Source organism: Silicimonas algicola, from assembly GCF_003148765.1.
Lineage (GTDB): Bacteria > Pseudomonadota > Alphaproteobacteria > Rhodobacterales > Rhodobacteraceae > Silicimonas > Silicimonas algicola.
This window is the reverse complement of sequence record NZ_QGGV01000005.1, coordinates 51,450-66,668: the sequence shown is the minus strand read 5'-3', so window position 1 is coordinate 66,668 and position 15,219 is coordinate 51,450. Positions and strand designations below refer to the sequence as shown.

Below are 15,219 nucleotides of genomic sequence, written 5' to 3'. Positions count from 1 at the left end.
GCCGGATTCTGCCCACTCTGCCCCGTTAATGATTTCCCATGCAGGGTAAGGAATGGTCAAGAATTCATAGGACGTAGGGACGGCCTCAAGCCTGAACCTCCCATCCGATTTTGCTATGCAATATCAGCGTGTTGCTAAACCAGACCCCCGGCACGCAGAGGCAGGGATTAACCCTTTTTGCGTATGCCTGCGAAACGCCGGCCCAAGAAGGCAAAGCCCTCTTTTGTTTCCGGATAAGGTCTAAATTCCAATTTGATTGCATGATCGTGGACGGATTGGATATAGGCCGCCTTCAATCGCTCCCGCACCAGCGCGACGCTGACCGAGGACATCGAAATGCTCTCACGCCGCATCGAACCTGCGACGCAAAATTCCCGGAAGAGGGAGGATTTGGTGGAGCCGATCGGGATCGAACCGACGACCTCGTCATTGCGAACGACGCGCTCTCCCAACTGAGCTACGGCCCCACTGGATCGGGTGTTTGGGCGTATTTTACTGCCAAGTCAAGACGGGAGGGCCGGCCTTCCGCCCTCCCCCCGACACCCCGCTGCGGCCCTATTCCGCCGCCTGCGCATAGTCCTCCAGCGGCGGGCAGGTGCAGACCAGGTGACGGTCACCCCAGGCGTTGTCGACACGGTTGACCGGCGGCCAATACTTGTCGACGCGGAACGCTCCCTTGGGATAGCACCCGGCCTCGCGGCTATAAGGCCTGTCCCAGTCGCCGACCAGGTCCTCGACCGTGTGGGGCGCATTTTTCAGGGGGTTGTTCTCGCGCTCCATCTCTCCCGTCTCGACGGCCCGGATCTCCTCGCGGATATGCAGCATCGCGTCGCAGAACCGGTCGAGCTCGGCCTTCGTCTCCGATTCCGTCGGCTCGACCATCAGCGTTCCTGGCACCGGCCAGCTCATCGTCGGCGCGTGAAACCCGTTGTCGATCAGCCGCTTGGCGATGTCGTCCACCGTCACGCCCGCGCTGTCGGCAAAGGGCCGGGTGTCGAGGATGCACTCGTGTGCCACCCTCCCCTTGCGCCCCTTGAACAGAACGTCGAAGGCCCCCTCCAGCCGCTTCGCGATATAGTTCGCGTTCAGGATCGCCACCCGCGTCGCCTGCGTCAGCCCGGCTCCGCCCATCAGCAGCAGATAGGCATAGGGAATGACCAGGATGCCCGGCGAGCCGTAAGGCGCCGCCGACACCGGACCCTCGCGGCCGCCGGTGTGCGGATGCCCCGGCAGGAAGGGCGCCAGATGCGCCTTGACCCCGATCGGTCCCATGCCGGGACCGCCGCCGCCGTGCGGGATGCAGAAGGTCTTGTGCAGGTTCAGGTGGCTGACGTCGCCGCCCACGTCCCCGGGTTTCGCGAGCCCCACCATCGCATTGAGGTTCGCGCCGTCGATATAGACCTGCCCGCCATGCGCGTGGGTGATCTCGCAGACCTCACTCACAGTCTCCTCGAACACGCCGTGGGTCGAAGGATAGGTGATCATGCAGGCCGCCAGCCGGTTGCCCGCCGCCTCGGCCTTGGCGCGGAAGTCGTCGACGTCCACGTCGCCATTCGCCGCCGACTTCACGACCACGACCTCCATCCCGCACATCTGCGCGCTGGCCGGGTTCGTGCCATGCGCCGACACCGGGATCAGGCAGACCTTCCGCGCCCCGTCGCCGCGCGCGCGGTGATAGGCCATGATGGTCAGAAGCCCCGCGTATTCGCCCTGCGCGCCCGAATTCGGCTGCATCGACATCGCGTCATAGCCCGTGATGGTGCAGAGCCGAGCGCAGAGGTCCTCGATCATCGCGGTATAGCCCTTCACCTGTTCGGCCGGTGCGAAGGGGTGGATGTTCGAAAACTGAGGCCAGGTGACCGGCATCATCTCGACCGCCGCGTTCAGCTTCATGGTGCATGACCCCAGGGGGATCATCGCCCGGTCCAGCGCCAGGTCCCGGTCGGCGAGACGGCGCATGTAGCGCATCATCTCGGTCTCGGCCCGGTTCAGGTGAAAGATCGGATGGGTCAGGAACTCGCTCGTCCGGTGCAACTCCTGCGGCAGGCGCGTGTACCCCGCCTCGAAATCGTCTCGGCCGTAGGACAACCCGAAGGCCCGCCACACCGCCTCGATGGTCGCGGGACGCAGCGACTCGTCGACCGACATCCCGATCTTCGTCGTCCCCACCCGGCGGAAGTTGATCCGCTCGCGCTTGCCCGCCTCCATGATGACGCCTTGCATCGGGCCGACCTCGACCGTGATCGTGTCGAAGAACAGCTTCGGCTCGACGGCATAGCCGCCCGCCTCCAGCCCCATCACCAGCCGCTCGGTCTTGCGGTGGACGCGCTGCGCGATGGCTTTCAGCCCCTCGGGTCCGTGGAACACCGCATAGAACGACGCCATGACCGCAAGAAGCGCCTGAGCCGTGCAGACGTTCGACGTCGCCTTCTCGCGCCGGATGTGCTGCTCGCGGGTCTGAAGCGACAGACGGTACGCCTTGTTCCCTCGTGCATCGATCGACACGCCGACCAGCCGCCCCGGCATCGCCCGCTTCAGCCCGTCCTTGCACGCCATGTAGGCCGCATGCGGTCCGCCGAAGCCCAAAGGCACCCCGAAGCGTTGCGTAGACCCGACAGCGATATCCGCACCCATTGCGCCCGGCTCCTTAAGAAGCGTCAGCGCCAGCGGGTCCGCGATGACGATGCCAAGGGCCCCCGCCGCGTGCAGAGCCTCGATCTGCGGCGTGAAGTCCCGGACGTGCCCGTAGGTGCCGGGATACTGGAAGATCGCGCCGAAAACCTTGTCCGCCTCCAGGTCGTCCGGCGATCCCACGATCACCTCGATGTCCAGAGGCTCGGCCCTTGTCCGCATCACCGCGATGTTCTGCGGGTGGCAGTTCTCGTCGATGAAGAAGGCCTTGGCCTTCGACTTCGCCGTCCGCTCGGCCATCGTCATCGCTTCGGCCGCCGCCGTCGCCTCGTCCAGGAGCGAGGCGTTGGCGATCTCGAGCCCCGTCAGGTCCGAGATCATCGTCTGGTAATTCAGAAGCGCCTCCAGCCGCCCCTGCGAGATCTCCGGCTGATACGGCGTATAGGCCGTGTACCAGGCCGGGTTCTCCAGGATGTTGCGCTGGATCGCGGGCGGGGTGACGGTGCCGTGATACCCCTGCCCGATCATCGTCGTGAAGACCTCGTTCCGGTCCGCGATCTGCCGCATCTCCCAGAGCATCTCGCGCTCGGACCGGGGCTTGCCGAAGTCCAGCGGCTCGGCCTGCCGGATCGTCGAGGGGATGGTCTGGTCGATCAGCTCGTCCAGCGAAGCGACGCCAAGCGTCTTCAGCATCGCCTCCATCTCGGCCGGCGACGGCCCGATATGGCGGCGGTTGGCGAAGTCGTAGGGAAGGTAGTCGGTCGGCGTGAAGGTCATGGGTCCACCGTCAAGGGTCAGGTTCGTTCGATGTAGCGGGCGAGGTTGGCGAGCGACGACTGCAAGCCCATGTCATGCGCCTCGGGTGAGATGCCGGCCGGCACGTCGCGGGCCTCGACGGTCACCTCGGTCCCTGCGCCGTCGGGGCGGAAGGTCCAGTCCATCCGCATGGTCCCGGCGAAGCGCGGGTCGTCGCTGTCGAAGTCGACCGAAATCGCCAGGTGCGACGGCGGATCGAGCTCCAGGAACCGCCCCTGCACCCGGTCCGTCCGCGCGCTGGTCTTGCCGGTCGCCTCGTCGAAGTGCAGGACGATGACCAGCGCGCCACCCGGCTCGGGCACGAAGCTCTCGACCGTCATCGAGGCTCCTTCGGGCGGCAGCCAGTGCGCCAGCGCCTCAGCGTCGATCCAGGCCGCATAGGCGGTCGCAGGCTCCGCCGCGACATGCCGCGCGGCCCGGTCGACGCGAGGGGTCAAGCGATCACCCGATCATGTCCTTGTACTCGTCCTCGGACATGAAGGTGTCGAGCTGCTCCATGTCCGTGACCTTCATCTTGAAGAACCACGCGGCCCCAAGGGGATCCTCGTTGACGAGGCCCGGGTTGTCGGCGAGATCGACGTTCACCTCGACGATCTCGCCGTCCACCGGCGCGGCGATGTCGGACGCCGCCTTCACGCTCTCGATCACCACGATGTCGTCGCCCTTGGCCACCTGCGTCTCGGTCTCGGGCAGTTCGATGAAGACGACGTCGCCCAGTTGCTCGGCCGCATGTTCGGTGATGCCCACGACGACGACATCGCCGTCCACCCGCAGCCACTCGTGATCTTCGGTGTATTTCATCGCGTCTGATCCTTCTCAGCGTTTGTAGGTCGAGGGCCGGAACGGCAGGTCGGCGACGGTGGCGGGCAGGCGCTTGCCGCGCACCTCCGCCTCGACGCCCGTGCCGGTCGCGGCATGGTCGGTTGAAACATAGCCCATGCTCACGGGCCGTTCGAGCGACGGTGCGAAGCCGCCCGAGGTGACGGACCCGATCCGCGTATCGCCCACGAAAAGCTCGGTCCCCTCGCGCATCGGCGCGCGTCCGTCGGGCAGAAGCCCGACGCGACGCCGTGCCGCCCCGGTCTCAAGTTCCTCCAGGATGCGGTCCGCGCCGGGAAAGCCGCCCGCACGATCCCCGCCCCGCCGGCGTACCTTCTGGATTGCCCACTCCAAGGCCGCCTCGACCGGAGAGGTGGTGCGGTCAATGTCGTGCCCATAGAGGCACATCCCCGCTTCCAGCCGCAGGGAATCCCGCGCGCCGAGGCCGATCGCCTCGACCTCATCCATCGCCAGCAGCGCTTCGGCAAGGCCCACGGTCCGGCCCTCTGGCACCGAGATCTCGAACCCGTCCTCGCCGGTATAGCCCGACCGCGACACCCAAAGTTCCGCGCCCTCCCAGTCGAAGGTTGCAACGTCCATGAAGCGCAGGCCCGCAACCCCGGGCACAAGCCGAGCCAGCGCCGCCTCGGCCTCCGGTCCCTGCAACGCCAGAAGCCCGCGGTCCGTCACCGGCTCGACCGAGACCGGACCGCCAAGACCCGCCTGCATGTGCGCGATGTCGTCGTCCTTGCAGGCCGCGTTCACGACGACGAACAGGTGATCGCCCCGGTTCGCGACCATCAGGTCGTCGAGAATCCCGCCTTCGTCGTCGGTGAAAAGAGCATAGCGCTGCCGCCCTTCCTTCAGCCCAAGCACGTCGACCGGCACCAGCGTCTCGAGAGCCAGCGCCGCGTCCGACACCGACCCCTCAGGCACCAGCCGCGCCTGCCCCATGTGGCTCACGTCGAAAAGCCCGGCATGCTGCCGCGTCCAAAGGTGCTCCTTGAGCACCCCCAGACCATATTGCACCGGCATGTCGTAACCCGCGAACGGCACGATCTTCGCGCCGAGCGATGTGTGCAGATCGTAGAGCGGTGTCCGCTTCAGCTCAGGCATCGCAACCCTCTTCCCGCCGACGGCCGATGCGTCGGGCACCTCTCGGGCAACGGCCTTGCCCTCTGGCGCCCCCTCTGTCCCTTCGCCTGAGATCGCTATCCCTTCGGCGCCCCGATCGCGGGGTCTCTCCAGAGTGTCCGTCACGCGGCGGTCCGTTGGCCTGAGAGTTTACCGGGGCGGTTGCTCCTTCGGCACCGGGTCGAACCCGGATTCTCCCGTCGCGCAGTTCAGGGATACGCCGGTTCCGCGCGCGCTGGCAAGATCTTGCATCACGCCCCCGCCCACGCCAAACCTCGCCGCATGGATGGTCCCTGGTTCTTCGGATACGGCAGCCTCGTGAACCGGGCGACCCACACCTATGCCGAGGCGCATCCTGCGAGCATATCGGGCTGGCGCCGCGCCTGGCGGCATGTCGAGGGCCGCGAGGTCGCCTTCCTGACCGCCGTGCCGGCGCCCGAGGACCAGATCGACGGGCTGATGGCGCGCGTTCCCGGCGGCGACTGGTCCGCGCTGGACATGCGCGAACATGCTTACGCCCGCGTCATGGCCACGGGCGTCGCCCATGCCCTCGGCGGGCAACCCGAGATCCACATCTACCACGCGCCCGACGACATGCACCGGCCCGCGACGACCATGCGCCCGGTGCTTCTGTCCTACATCGACGTGGTGGTGCAGGGCTTCCTGCGCGAGTTCGGAGAGGGCGGCGTGCAGAGGTTCTTCGACACGACGGACGGCTGGGACGCCCCCGTCCTGAACGACCGCGACGCGCCTCGCTACCCAAGGCACCAGTGCCTGACGGACGAGGAGACGGCCCTTGTGGACCGCCACCTCGCCCTGAAGGGCGTTAACCCTTAATTCATTGGTTTCGCATGCGAAACCTTCGGATCACAGCATCATCTGATAGGTCGTGGGCACATAGTGGAACATGCCCGGTCCTTCCTCGGTGACATAGCCCATTCCGGGGAAGGGCATGTGATAGCCGATCAGCGGATGACGGTCCGCTGCGACCATGCCGAGGATCTTCTTGCGAGTCTCCGCCGCCATCGCCTTGTCCGCGTCGAAACGGACCTCCCACTCGGGATAGGCCAGCGACCAGACGTAATGGTTCGCCGTGTCGGCCATCACCAGCACCTGCTCGCCGCCCGATTCCAGCATGTAGGCCATGTGACCGGGTGTGTGGCCGAACGCCTCGACCGCCGTCAGGCCGGACACAACGCTGCCGCCATCGTTGAGGAAGGTGAACTGCTCGGCGAAGGGCTTCACCTTGGCCGCGAAGTTCTCGTCCTCGGTGCCGTTCCAGTGATCGAACTCGACCTGCCCCGTGACATATCGCGCGTTCGGGAAGGTGGCCGCCCCGCCCTCTCCCGCCATGCCGCCGATGTGATCGCCGTGCATGTGCGTGAGGACGACGACGTCGATCTCCTCGGGTGTCAGACCGGCGGCGGCAAGGGCCGCAACCATGCCCACGGGAGAGGGACCGGTGTCGAAGAGGACCGTCTCGTTCCCGGTCCGCACCACCGTCGGGGTGAAGAAGAACTGCGCCTTGTCGGCCGGGATGAAATTCTGCTGGCTGACCTGCTCGAATTCCTCGGGCGGCACGTTGGTGCCGAAGATCGACTGGATGTCCTCGACGGTCCGCGTCCCGGCCAGAAGGGTCGACACCTGGAAGTCGCCCAGCGCGAAAGTGTTCTGCACGGCGTTCTGCGACTCGCCCATGTGGGCGGCGGCGAAGGCCGGGCGGACGGCTGCGGCAAATGGCAGGGCCGCGGCGCCCCCCAGAAGGGTACGGCGCGAGAAGGTCGGATTTATCATTGAAGTGCTCCCTGAGACGTTGACGTCAGGTCAGCAGTCTAGCGCGGCACCGGGGCCTTTCCACAGAATGAGCCTGTGCGATCACGCATGGGTGAGTGCGCGTTAGCATCAGGTCCACCATTCATCGATGGTGGCGATGTCGCTGTCGGACCAACCGAAGTGATGCGCCAGCTCGTGGACCACGACATGGCCCACCAGTTCGGCCAGCGTCACGTCGCCCCGCTGTATCCATTCGTCCAGGATCGGCCGCCGGAACAGCCAGATCGCATCCGGCCTGTGCGGCTGGTCCGACACCGACTTCTCGATCAGGGGAATGCCGTCATAAAGGCCCGTCAGCTCGAACGGATCCTCGATGTCTAATTCGTCCAGCAGTTCCTCCGACGCGAAGTCCTCGACCTGCAGCGCGACGCCGCGTGCCGGCAGCCTGAACTCGTCCGGAAGTGCCGCGATGGCGGCAAGAGCCATCGCTTCGATATCTGCTGCGTCGGGGGCGGTCGCCTGGGTCCAATCCATCAGGCCTACCTATGCAGGTCGCCCGTCCCGCGCCAGAGCCCGTGACGCACTTGCCCACAGGCAGTAAGATCGTGGAATGACCACCGCGCATCCTAGCGAACCCGACGTCGCCGCCTTTCTCGCCGCCGTCGAAACCGACCGCAGGCGCGACGAAGCGCAGCCCTCGATGCGCTCTGCCGGAGTGTGACGGGCTTCACGCCCCGTCTGTGGCCCTCGGGCATCGTGGGCTACGGCAGCTACGACTACACCTACGCCCGCGGCCATGCCGGCCGCTACCTGGCAACCGGTTTCTCGCCGCGGGCCGCGAAGCTTTCGATCTACATCCTGCCCGGGTATGCCGACTTCGGCCCGATCCTGGCACGGCTCGGCAAGCACAAGACAGGCAAATCCTGCCTCTACGTGAACAAGCTCGAGGATATTGACATGGACGTGCTTGAAGAGTTGATCCGCGCAGGTCTCGAAGACCTCGCGACGCACTGGCCCGTCCTGCCCACCTGATCCCTGATGGACATTCGCGCGACCTTGTGAAAAAGCCTCCCCCCGCAAGGAGAGCCCCATGACCACGACCCGCTTCGCGCCCTCGCCGACCGGCTACATCCACATCGGCAACCTGCGCACGGCGCTGTTCAACTGGCTGATCGCCCGCAAGTCCGGCGGCACCTTCATCCTGCGCATCGACGACACCGACCCCGAGCGGTCGAAGGAAGAATACGTCGACGCCCTGAAGCAGGACCTGGAATGGCTGGGCCTGACCTGGGACCGCGTCGAGCGCCAGTCGCTGCGGCTGGACCGCTATGCCGAAGAGGCGCAGCGCCTGCGCGACATGGGGCGCTTCTACGAGGCGTGGGAGACGCCGACCGAACTGGACCTGAAGCGCAAGAAGCAGCTCAACATGGGCAAGCCCCCGGTCTACGACCGCTCGGCGCTGGCGCTGTCGGACGCCGACCGCGAGAAGATGCGCGCCGAGCGTGGGCAAGGCGTGTGGCGCTTCCGTCTCGACCACGAGCGGATCGAATGGACCGACGGCATCCTTGGACCCATCTCGATCGATGCGGCGTCGGTGTCGGACCCGGTGCTGATCCGGCAGGACGGGCAGGTTCTCTATACCTTCGCCTCGTCGGTCGACGACATCGACATGGGCGTGACTGACATCGTGCGGGGCGCAGACCACGTCACCAACACGGCGACCCAGATCCAGATCATCGAGGCCCTGGGCGGCACCCCGCCGCGCTTCGCGCACCATTCGCTTCTGACCGGCCCGCAGGGCGAGGCGCTGTCGAAGCGGCTTGGCACCCTGTCGCTGCGCGACCTGCGCGCGCAGGGGATCGAGCCGATGGCGCTGCTGTCGCTGATGGCGCGGCTCGGGTCGTCGCAGCCTGTGGAGTTGCGCGGAAACCTCGACGAGTTGATCGAGGGCTTCGACCTCTCGGCCTTCGGTGCGGCGCCCACCAAGTTCGACGCCGAGGACCTGAAGCCGCTGACCGCTCGCGTTATCCAGTCGCTCGACGCCTCGGATGTCGACGCCGAACTGGATGCGGCGGGCGTCCCCGCTGACCGCCGCGACGCCTACTGGCAGGCCGTTCGCGGCAACGTCGACATCCGCGCCGACGCGGGCCGCTGGTGGCCGGTGTTCACGGGCGGTGCGACTCCGATCGTCGCCGAGGAGGACCGCGAGTTCGTCGCGACCGCCCTCGCCCTGCTGCCCGAGCCGCCCTACACAGCCGAGACGTGGAGCCAGTGGACTAACGTCGTGAAGTTCGAGACGGGCCGCAAGGGCAAGGGTCTTTTCATGCCGCTGCGTTTGGCCATCACCGGCGAGACGAGAGGCCCCGAGATGGCCGACGTCATGCCGCTTTTGACGCGCAAACCGGGCTGAAGCGGAAGCCGGCTTGCACTGGTGGCGCTAACGGGCGATGAAGGATGCCGGAGGCGGCGCCCATGAAATCGCACATCCTGACCATCACGCTGAACCCGACGGTGGACTTCTCGACCACCGCCGCCAGCATCGAGCCCGGCCCCAAGCTGCGCTGCACCGATCCCCAGATCGACCCCGGCGGCGGCGGCATCAACGTCGCCCGCGCGATCAAGCTGCTCGGCGGCCAGGCCACGGCGCTCGTCGCCATCGGCGGCGCGACCGGCGCGCATCTTCTCCAGCTTCTAGCATTGGAAGGCGTGCCCACGGTCGCCTTCCAGGGCCCCGGCGAGACGCGCCAGTCGATGTCCGTCATCGACCGCGAGAGCGGCGAACAGTACCGCTTCGTCATGCCCGGCCCGATCTGGCAGGACAGCGACGTACCCCGCGCGCTCAACTCGGTCGACCAGGCCACGGGCGAGGATACCCTCGTGGTTCTCTCGGGCAGCCAGCCGCCGGGCGTCGCCAAGGACTTCCCTTCGATCCTTGCCGACCACGTCGCGGGACGCGGCGCGCGTCTGATCGTCGATACCTCGGGCCCGGCGCTGTTTCACCTCGCCGAACGCCCCCACGATGCGCTCTACGTCCTGCGCATGAACGGCGAGGAAGGCGAGGAATTGGCGGGGCGTCCCCTGCCGACGCGCGAGGACACGGCCGAGTTCGCGCAGGGCCTCGTTCGTACCGGCGTCGCCCGCATCGTCATTGTCGCGCGTGGTTCGGACGGGTCGGTCATGGCCGATACGACCGGGGCCTGGCACGCGGTCAGCCCGCCTGTTCCCGTCGTCTCGAAGGTGGGCGCGGGCGACAGCTTCGTCGGCGCCTTCACCAACGCGCTGGCCGGCCAGGCGACGCCCGAGGACTGCCTCAGATGGGGCGTGGCCGCCGCCAGCGCCGCGACCATGACCGAGGCCACGCGCCTCTGCGACCGCGAGACGACGCGGCGCCAGCTCGAGGATTGCGTGGTCGTCCGGCTCTAGGCCCCGCTCAGCTCTTGATCCGGTAGCCGGTGCGGAAGATCCACCAGACGATCGCAAGACAGGCGCAGGTGAAGATCAGGATCGCCGCGAGGCTCGCGCCGATAGGCACGTCGGCCATTCCGAAGAACGACCAGCGGAACCCGGACACGAGGTAGAGTACCGGGTTGAAGTGCGACACCGCCTCCCAGAAGGGCGGCAGCATCGACACCGAGTAGAACGAGCCCCCAAGGAACACGAGAGGCGTCACGACCAGAAGCGGAACGATATTGAGCTGCTCGAAGCTTTTTGCCCAGATCCCCAGGATGAAGCCCAGAAGCGAGAAGCTGACGGCGGTCATCACCAGGAACGCGAGCATCCAAAAGGGATGCGCGATGCGGACGTCGACGAAGAAGAACGAGGTCAGAAGGATGATGAGGCCGATCAGGATCGCCTTCGCCGCCGCCGCGCCCACATATCCCATGACGATCTCGAAGGCCGAGATGGGGGCCGACAGCACCTCGAAGATCGTGCCGATGAACTTGGGGAAATAGATCCCGAAAGCCGCGTTCTGGATCGACTGCTGCAGGACCGTCAGCATGATGAGTCCAGGCACGATGAAGGCGCCGTAGGGTACCCCCTCGACCTCCTGAATCCGGCTGCCGATGGCGGCGCCGAAGACGACGAAATACAGCGAGGTCGAGACCACCGGGGAGACCACCGACTGGATGATCGACCTGAAGAAGCGCGCCATCTCGAAACGCCAGATGGCGAATATGCCTGTCCAGTTCATTTGCCGCCGTCCTTCACGATGTCGACGAAGATTTCCTCGAGCGAGCTCTGGCTGGTGCGAATGTCGGCAAGCGTCAGCCCCGCCGCCTGCACCGCGCCCAGAAGCCGGGTGATCCCGGTCCGCTCGCCCGTGGTGTCGTAGGTGTAGATCAATGCGCGGCCGTCGTCGGCGCGGCGCAGGTCGAAGGCCGACAGGGTCTCGGGGATATGGTCCACCGGCGACTGAAGGTCTATGCGAAGCTCTTTCTTGGCGAGCCGCTTCATCAGCGCCGCCTTCTCCTCGACCAGGAGAAGCTGACCGCCGCTGATGATGCCGATGCGGTCGGCGATGGCCTCGGCCTCTTCGATGTAGTGGGTCGTCAGGATGATCGTGACGCCGTCGGCGCGCAGCGTCTCGACGATGCGCCACATGTCGCGGCGAAGTTCCACGTCGACGCCCGCCGTGGGCTCGTCGAGGAAGAGGACGCGCGGCTCGTGCGACAGAGCCTTGGCGATCAGCACCCGGCGCTTCATGCCGCCCGACAACGCGTTGATACGCGAGTCTTTCTTGTCCCACAGCGACAGGTCGCGAAGGATTTTCTCGATCAGCGCATCGTTGCGGGGCCGGCCGAACAGTCCGCGTGAGAAGCGCACGGTGTTCATCACCAGCTCGAACGGTTCGAGGTTGATTTCCTGCGGGACGAGGCCAATGAGCTTGCGCGCCGCCCGCCAGTCGTCCTGGATGTCGTGACCGCCCACCCTGACCTTGCCGTCGGTCGGCGCAGTGATGCCGCAGACGGCCGAGATCAGCGTCGTCTTGCCCGCGCCGTTCGGGCCGAGAAGTGCCAGGATCTCGCCCTGCTCGATGGTCAGGTCGATGCCCTTCAGCGCCTCGAACCCGCTGTCATAAGTCTTTTTGAGGTGCTCGACCTCAACGATTGCCGTCATGGGAAACTCCGTCGTCGAGGCGCAAGTTAACGCCATCGGCAGAAAAGTGAACCGATCATTTCAGTAGAGAGGGGGCTGCGGGGGTGCGGGATGTGGGGGGCATTACCTAGCATTATTGGTTTTGCGCAGACGCATCGGTCATCCGGACTGGATCAGAGACTTTGTCCTAAAGCAGTCAAAACAAACGAAGACGAAGACCATGCCAACGTCGGCAAAACAGATCTCATCTCCGACAGAATCTAGCTGCGCGAAGAACGTCATTTCCTCGCCACAGCTATCACAGCCAACGTCTTCCCTTCCCTGCAGAAAATCGGGGCGACCACCAATTTTAGACCTCTTCCCCACGCCGTCTTCTGCCCAGTCGAAACCGACGACAGCCTTCGCTTCTCGTGTCTTCGGTTTCATTTCGAGACGAATTTCAGGGATGGTCTTCATAGCAGTCCAAAGGGGTGCAAGAATTGAAGTGCGCCCCAGGATACTGCCAATAGTTCAGATAATATGCCACCTAGAATGGTTCAGAACAGTCGTTCCCTGAATACACCTGTCGTTCGCGCCTCCGAAACATCAAGCACAAAAAAGGCCGCCCCGGAGGGCGGCCCCTGTCTCTCCGCAACAGACCGAAATCAGTTCTGCGCGTAATATTCGATGACCAGGTTCGGCTCCATCAGGACCGGGTAGGGCACGTCCGAGAGACCGGGCGTGCGCACGAAGGTGGCCTTCATCTTGGAGTGGTCGACCTCGAGATAGTCGGGCACGTCGCGCTCGGGCAGCCCTGCGGCTTCCAGCACCAGCGCCATCTGCTTGGACTTGTCGCGGACCTCGACGACATCGCCCTCACCGACGCGGTAGGACGCGATGTTGACGCGCTGGCCGTTCACCGTCACGTGGCCGTGGTTCACGAACTGGCGCGCGGCGAAGATGGTCGGCACGAACTTCGAGCGGTACACGACGGCGTCGAGACGGCGCTCGAGGAGGCCGATCAGAAGCTCGCCCGTGTCACCGCGCTGACGCTCGGCCTCGACGAAGATCTTCTTGAACTGCTTCTCGGTCAGGTCGCCGTAATAGCCCTTGAGCTTCTGCTTGGCGCGAAGCTGGAGGCCGAAGTCGGACACCTTGCCCTTGCGGCGCTGGCCGTGCTGGCCGGGGCCGTATTCGCGGCGGTTGACCGGGGACTTCGGGCGGCCCCAGATGTTCTCGCCCATCCGGCGGTCGAGTTTGTACTTGGCAGAGGTGCGTTTGGTCACCGTCTGATCTCCTTCTGCTCTTGCGAAGGGCGTTGTCCTTTCCCCGGATTTGGCCGGGGCGACAGGTCATCCCCTTGCGGGGGCCACCAACACCAATGAAGCGGCGCTTGTACAGGGATTCCCGGGCCTGTCAAGCAAGGGAGCGGGCGCCTAGTTGGACGCTCCGCGCATCATGCGCTCGTGAACGGCATGCATTCCACGTTCGGCCATGTCCGAGACTTCGCCCGCATGGGTGTGAAGTGCTGCGACTACCTCTGGATCGGCCGAGGTCTGGGTGACGACGATGCCCTCATCCGTCACCGCGATATCGCTCTCGATGGCGTCACCCCGCGCGAAGAAGATGTCTAGCGTGGGGCTCTGGATGAAGATGCCGGGGTCGCGGCCCTCTTCAACCCGCCCGATCATGCCCGAGACGTGGCTCACCAGCGCCTCCATCACCTGCGGGTCGGAGGACCGCGTGACGGTGCGGATGCCGTCGTCGAGGAGCGACACCTCGCGCTCGAAGGTCTGGAAGCCGTTGAACATGACCGCGAGCTCGTCGCTTTCTTCCTGCGTCGCGTCGGTGCCGCGCAGGCCGGGCATGCCGGCCATGTCGTGCATCATTCCCATGCCGCCACCGCCACCGTGGCCGTGCATCATCTGGGAAAAGGCGGCCGAGCCCGCGACGGCGGCAACGACGGTGATCGCGATGGCGGCGAACGCAAGGCGGAAGGCGGTCATGGCAGGCGCTCCTTGAAACGTGAGCCCAGTATATATGCAATTCGTCGAATGCGTGGAATGACCTGCGTCAACCCGTCCCGGCTCAGTCCCACCAGACCCACAGCCGCGCCGCGCCGACGATCGTTTCGCCCGAGGTGTGGCGGGTGTCGCCGTTGACCTCGGACGCGCCGAGAAGCGCCACGCGGCGCAGAACCTCGCGCGCGTCCTCGATCCGGGCAATGGGGCGTTCGACCTGGAAGCCGATGTGATCGGTCGACGCCGTGATGATGCGCGCCCCGTGAGTGTCCCACAGCCAGCGGCAGCAGGCGACGAGGACGGCACGCGGGGCGCAGACGGCATAGGTGCCGTGCTGAAGCCAGGCCATGCTCTCCCACGGCTCGGCTGTGTCGACGAGACCCGCGACCATCTCGTCGCCCCGGCGCGGTGTGACATAGTCGATCGGATCGGGGAACATCATGGGCGCATCGCCGCATTCGACGGCGCGGATGATCTCGCGGATCTCGGCCAGTTCCTCGACGCTGCCCTCGCCGGACGCTTCCAGGTCGCGGGCGTGATCCTTCAGCGCGTCGATCCGGCGACGGCTGGGTAAGGGGACGACGGGGTCGGGCCGCGCGAACAGCCGCGTGGACAGGCGGCGGGCCAGACCCTCGCGACGAACGACCGGGCGCGGCGGGGGCGGCAGGGTGCGCTCGGCGAACCAGGCGTCGATATCGAGAGCGCGCGCGGCCGACAGGATCGCGGCGGGCTCCTCGAAAATATCGACCGTTTCGGCCCATTCGGCCGAGAAGACGTCGACGTCGCCAAGAAGGATCGGCTGCGACGCCGGGCGCTCGGCGCGGAGGCGGCTCAGCGCGGTCTCGATCTGCGCGACCGGCAATCTCTCCAGCGGAAAGGGAATCTCCAGCATCGACTCGGGCCCACGTTCGCAAAGCCCGAGGTAGGCAGAGGATTGCGGCGGAATCGT

16 protein-coding genes, 1 tRNA gene and 2 riboswitches are annotated in these 15,219 nt (G+C 65.8%); of the genes, 4 read left to right on the top strand and 13 right to left on the bottom strand.

All coding sequences use genetic code 11. From position 1 onward, the window contains the following. Positions 1 to 391 precede the first annotated feature (391 nt). From C8D95_RS12095 to gcvT, 5 genes are all read right to left on the bottom strand, one after another. Positions 392 to 467, bottom strand: a tRNA-Ala gene (locus C8D95_RS12095). 88 nt (positions 468 to 555) lie between these two features. Next, positions 556 to 3,408 (bottom strand): aminomethyl-transferring glycine dehydrogenase, encoded by a 2,853-nt coding sequence (gene gcvP, locus C8D95_RS12090; protein WP_109759454.1) that lies wholly within the window; start codon positions 3,406 to 3,408, stop codon positions 556 to 558. Between the two features lie 17 nt (positions 3,409 to 3,425). Then, entirely contained in the window at positions 3,426 to 3,884 is a 459-nt protein-coding gene (locus tag C8D95_RS12085) for an SRPBCC domain-containing protein (RefSeq protein ID WP_109759453.1), read from the bottom strand. Positions 3,885 to 3,888: 4 nt separating this feature from the next. Beyond that, positions 3,889 to 4,248: a glycine cleavage system protein GcvH gene (gcvH, locus tag C8D95_RS12080; protein WP_109759452.1), complete on the bottom strand. Its 360-nt coding sequence runs from the start codon at positions 4,246 to 4,248 to the stop codon at positions 3,889 to 3,891. A gap of 15 nt (positions 4,249 to 4,263) precedes the next feature. Then, a complete protein-coding gene (gcvT, locus tag C8D95_RS12075) occupies positions 4,264 to 5,382 on the bottom strand; it encodes a glycine cleavage system aminomethyltransferase GcvT (RefSeq protein WP_109759451.1) in 1,119 nt (372 codons plus the stop codon). 70 nt (positions 5,383 to 5,452) lie between these two features. Beyond that, positions 5,453 to 5,518: riboswitch (glycine riboswitch) on the bottom strand. Between the two features lie 2 nt (positions 5,519 to 5,520). Beyond that, positions 5,521 to 5,610: riboswitch (glycine riboswitch) on the bottom strand. 72 nt (positions 5,611 to 5,682) lie between these two features. Between gcvT and C8D95_RS12070 the strand changes: the two genes are divergently transcribed. Then, on the top strand, positions 5,683 to 6,237 hold the full coding sequence (locus C8D95_RS12070) for a gamma-glutamylcyclotransferase (RefSeq protein ID WP_109759450.1): 555 nt from the start codon (positions 5,683 to 5,685) through the stop codon (positions 6,235 to 6,237). A gap of 30 nt (positions 6,238 to 6,267) precedes the next feature. Here the strand turns inward: C8D95_RS12070 and C8D95_RS12065 are convergent, their stop codons facing one another. Beyond that, positions 6,268 to 7,194 (bottom strand): MBL fold metallo-hydrolase, encoded by a 927-nt coding sequence (locus C8D95_RS12065; protein WP_109759449.1) that lies wholly within the window; start codon positions 7,192 to 7,194, stop codon positions 6,268 to 6,270. Positions 7,195 to 7,302: 108 nt separating this feature from the next. Next, complete coding sequence (locus C8D95_RS12060) at positions 7,303 to 7,707, bottom strand: metallopeptidase family protein (RefSeq protein ID WP_109759448.1); 405 nt, start codon at positions 7,705 to 7,707, stop codon at positions 7,303 to 7,305. 183 nt (positions 7,708 to 7,890) lie between these two features. Here C8D95_RS12060 and C8D95_RS12055 point away from each other — a divergent pair, with 183 nt between their 5' ends. The 3 genes from C8D95_RS12055 to C8D95_RS12045 all read left to right on the top strand — a co-directional run bounded on the left by C8D95_RS12055 (position 7,891) and on the right by C8D95_RS12045 (position 10,596). Next, complete coding sequence (locus tag C8D95_RS12055; RefSeq protein WP_338143039.1) at positions 7,891 to 8,205, top strand: DUF1801 domain-containing protein; 315 nt, start codon at positions 7,891 to 7,893, stop codon at positions 8,203 to 8,205. A gap of 58 nt (positions 8,206 to 8,263) precedes the next feature. Then, positions 8,264 to 9,583: a glutamate--tRNA ligase gene (gene gltX, locus C8D95_RS12050; protein WP_109759447.1), complete on the top strand. Its 1,320-nt coding sequence runs from the start codon at positions 8,264 to 8,266 to the stop codon at positions 9,581 to 9,583. Positions 9,584 to 9,645: 62 nt separating this feature from the next. Then, the gene (locus C8D95_RS12045) at positions 9,646 to 10,596 is read left to right on the top strand and encodes a 1-phosphofructokinase family hexose kinase (protein WP_109759446.1); all 951 of its coding nucleotides are present in this window, start codon (positions 9,646 to 9,648) and stop codon (positions 10,594 to 10,596) included. A 7-nt stretch (positions 10,597 to 10,603) separates the two neighbouring features. Here C8D95_RS12045 and C8D95_RS12040 read toward each other — a convergent pair whose 3' ends face one another. The 6 genes from C8D95_RS12040 to C8D95_RS12015 all read right to left on the bottom strand — a co-directional run bounded on the left by C8D95_RS12040 (position 10,604) and on the right by C8D95_RS12015 (position 15,162). Continuing rightward, complete coding sequence (locus C8D95_RS12040) at positions 10,604 to 11,365, bottom strand: ABC transporter permease (RefSeq protein WP_109759445.1); 762 nt, start codon at positions 11,363 to 11,365, stop codon at positions 10,604 to 10,606. Continuing rightward, complete coding sequence (locus tag C8D95_RS12035) at positions 11,362 to 12,291, bottom strand: ABC transporter ATP-binding protein (protein ID WP_109759444.1); 930 nt, start codon at positions 12,289 to 12,291, stop codon at positions 11,362 to 11,364. Before C8D95_RS12035 ends, C8D95_RS12040 begins: the two co-directional genes overlap by 4 nt. A 138-nt stretch (positions 12,292 to 12,429) precedes the next feature. Then, entirely contained in the window at positions 12,430 to 12,726 is a 297-nt protein-coding gene (locus C8D95_RS12030) for a YwqG family protein (RefSeq protein WP_109759443.1), read from the bottom strand. 188 nt (positions 12,727 to 12,914) lie between these two features. Next, the gene (gene rpsD / locus C8D95_RS12025; protein WP_109759442.1) at positions 12,915 to 13,535 is read right to left on the bottom strand and encodes a 30S ribosomal protein S4; all 621 of its coding nucleotides are present in this window, start codon (positions 13,533 to 13,535) and stop codon (positions 12,915 to 12,917) included. A gap of 150 nt (positions 13,536 to 13,685) precedes the next feature. After that, positions 13,686 to 14,255, bottom strand: a complete 570-nt coding sequence (locus C8D95_RS12020) for a hypothetical protein (protein ID WP_241239732.1) — start codon at positions 14,253 to 14,255, stop codon at positions 13,686 to 13,688. Positions 14,256 to 14,337: 82 nt separating this feature from the next. Beyond that, positions 14,338 to 15,162, bottom strand: coding sequence for a DUF4253 domain-containing protein (locus tag C8D95_RS12015; RefSeq protein ID WP_109759441.1), 825 nt, complete (start codon positions 15,160 to 15,162; stop codon positions 14,338 to 14,340). Positions 15,163 to 15,219 lie beyond the last annotated feature (57 nt).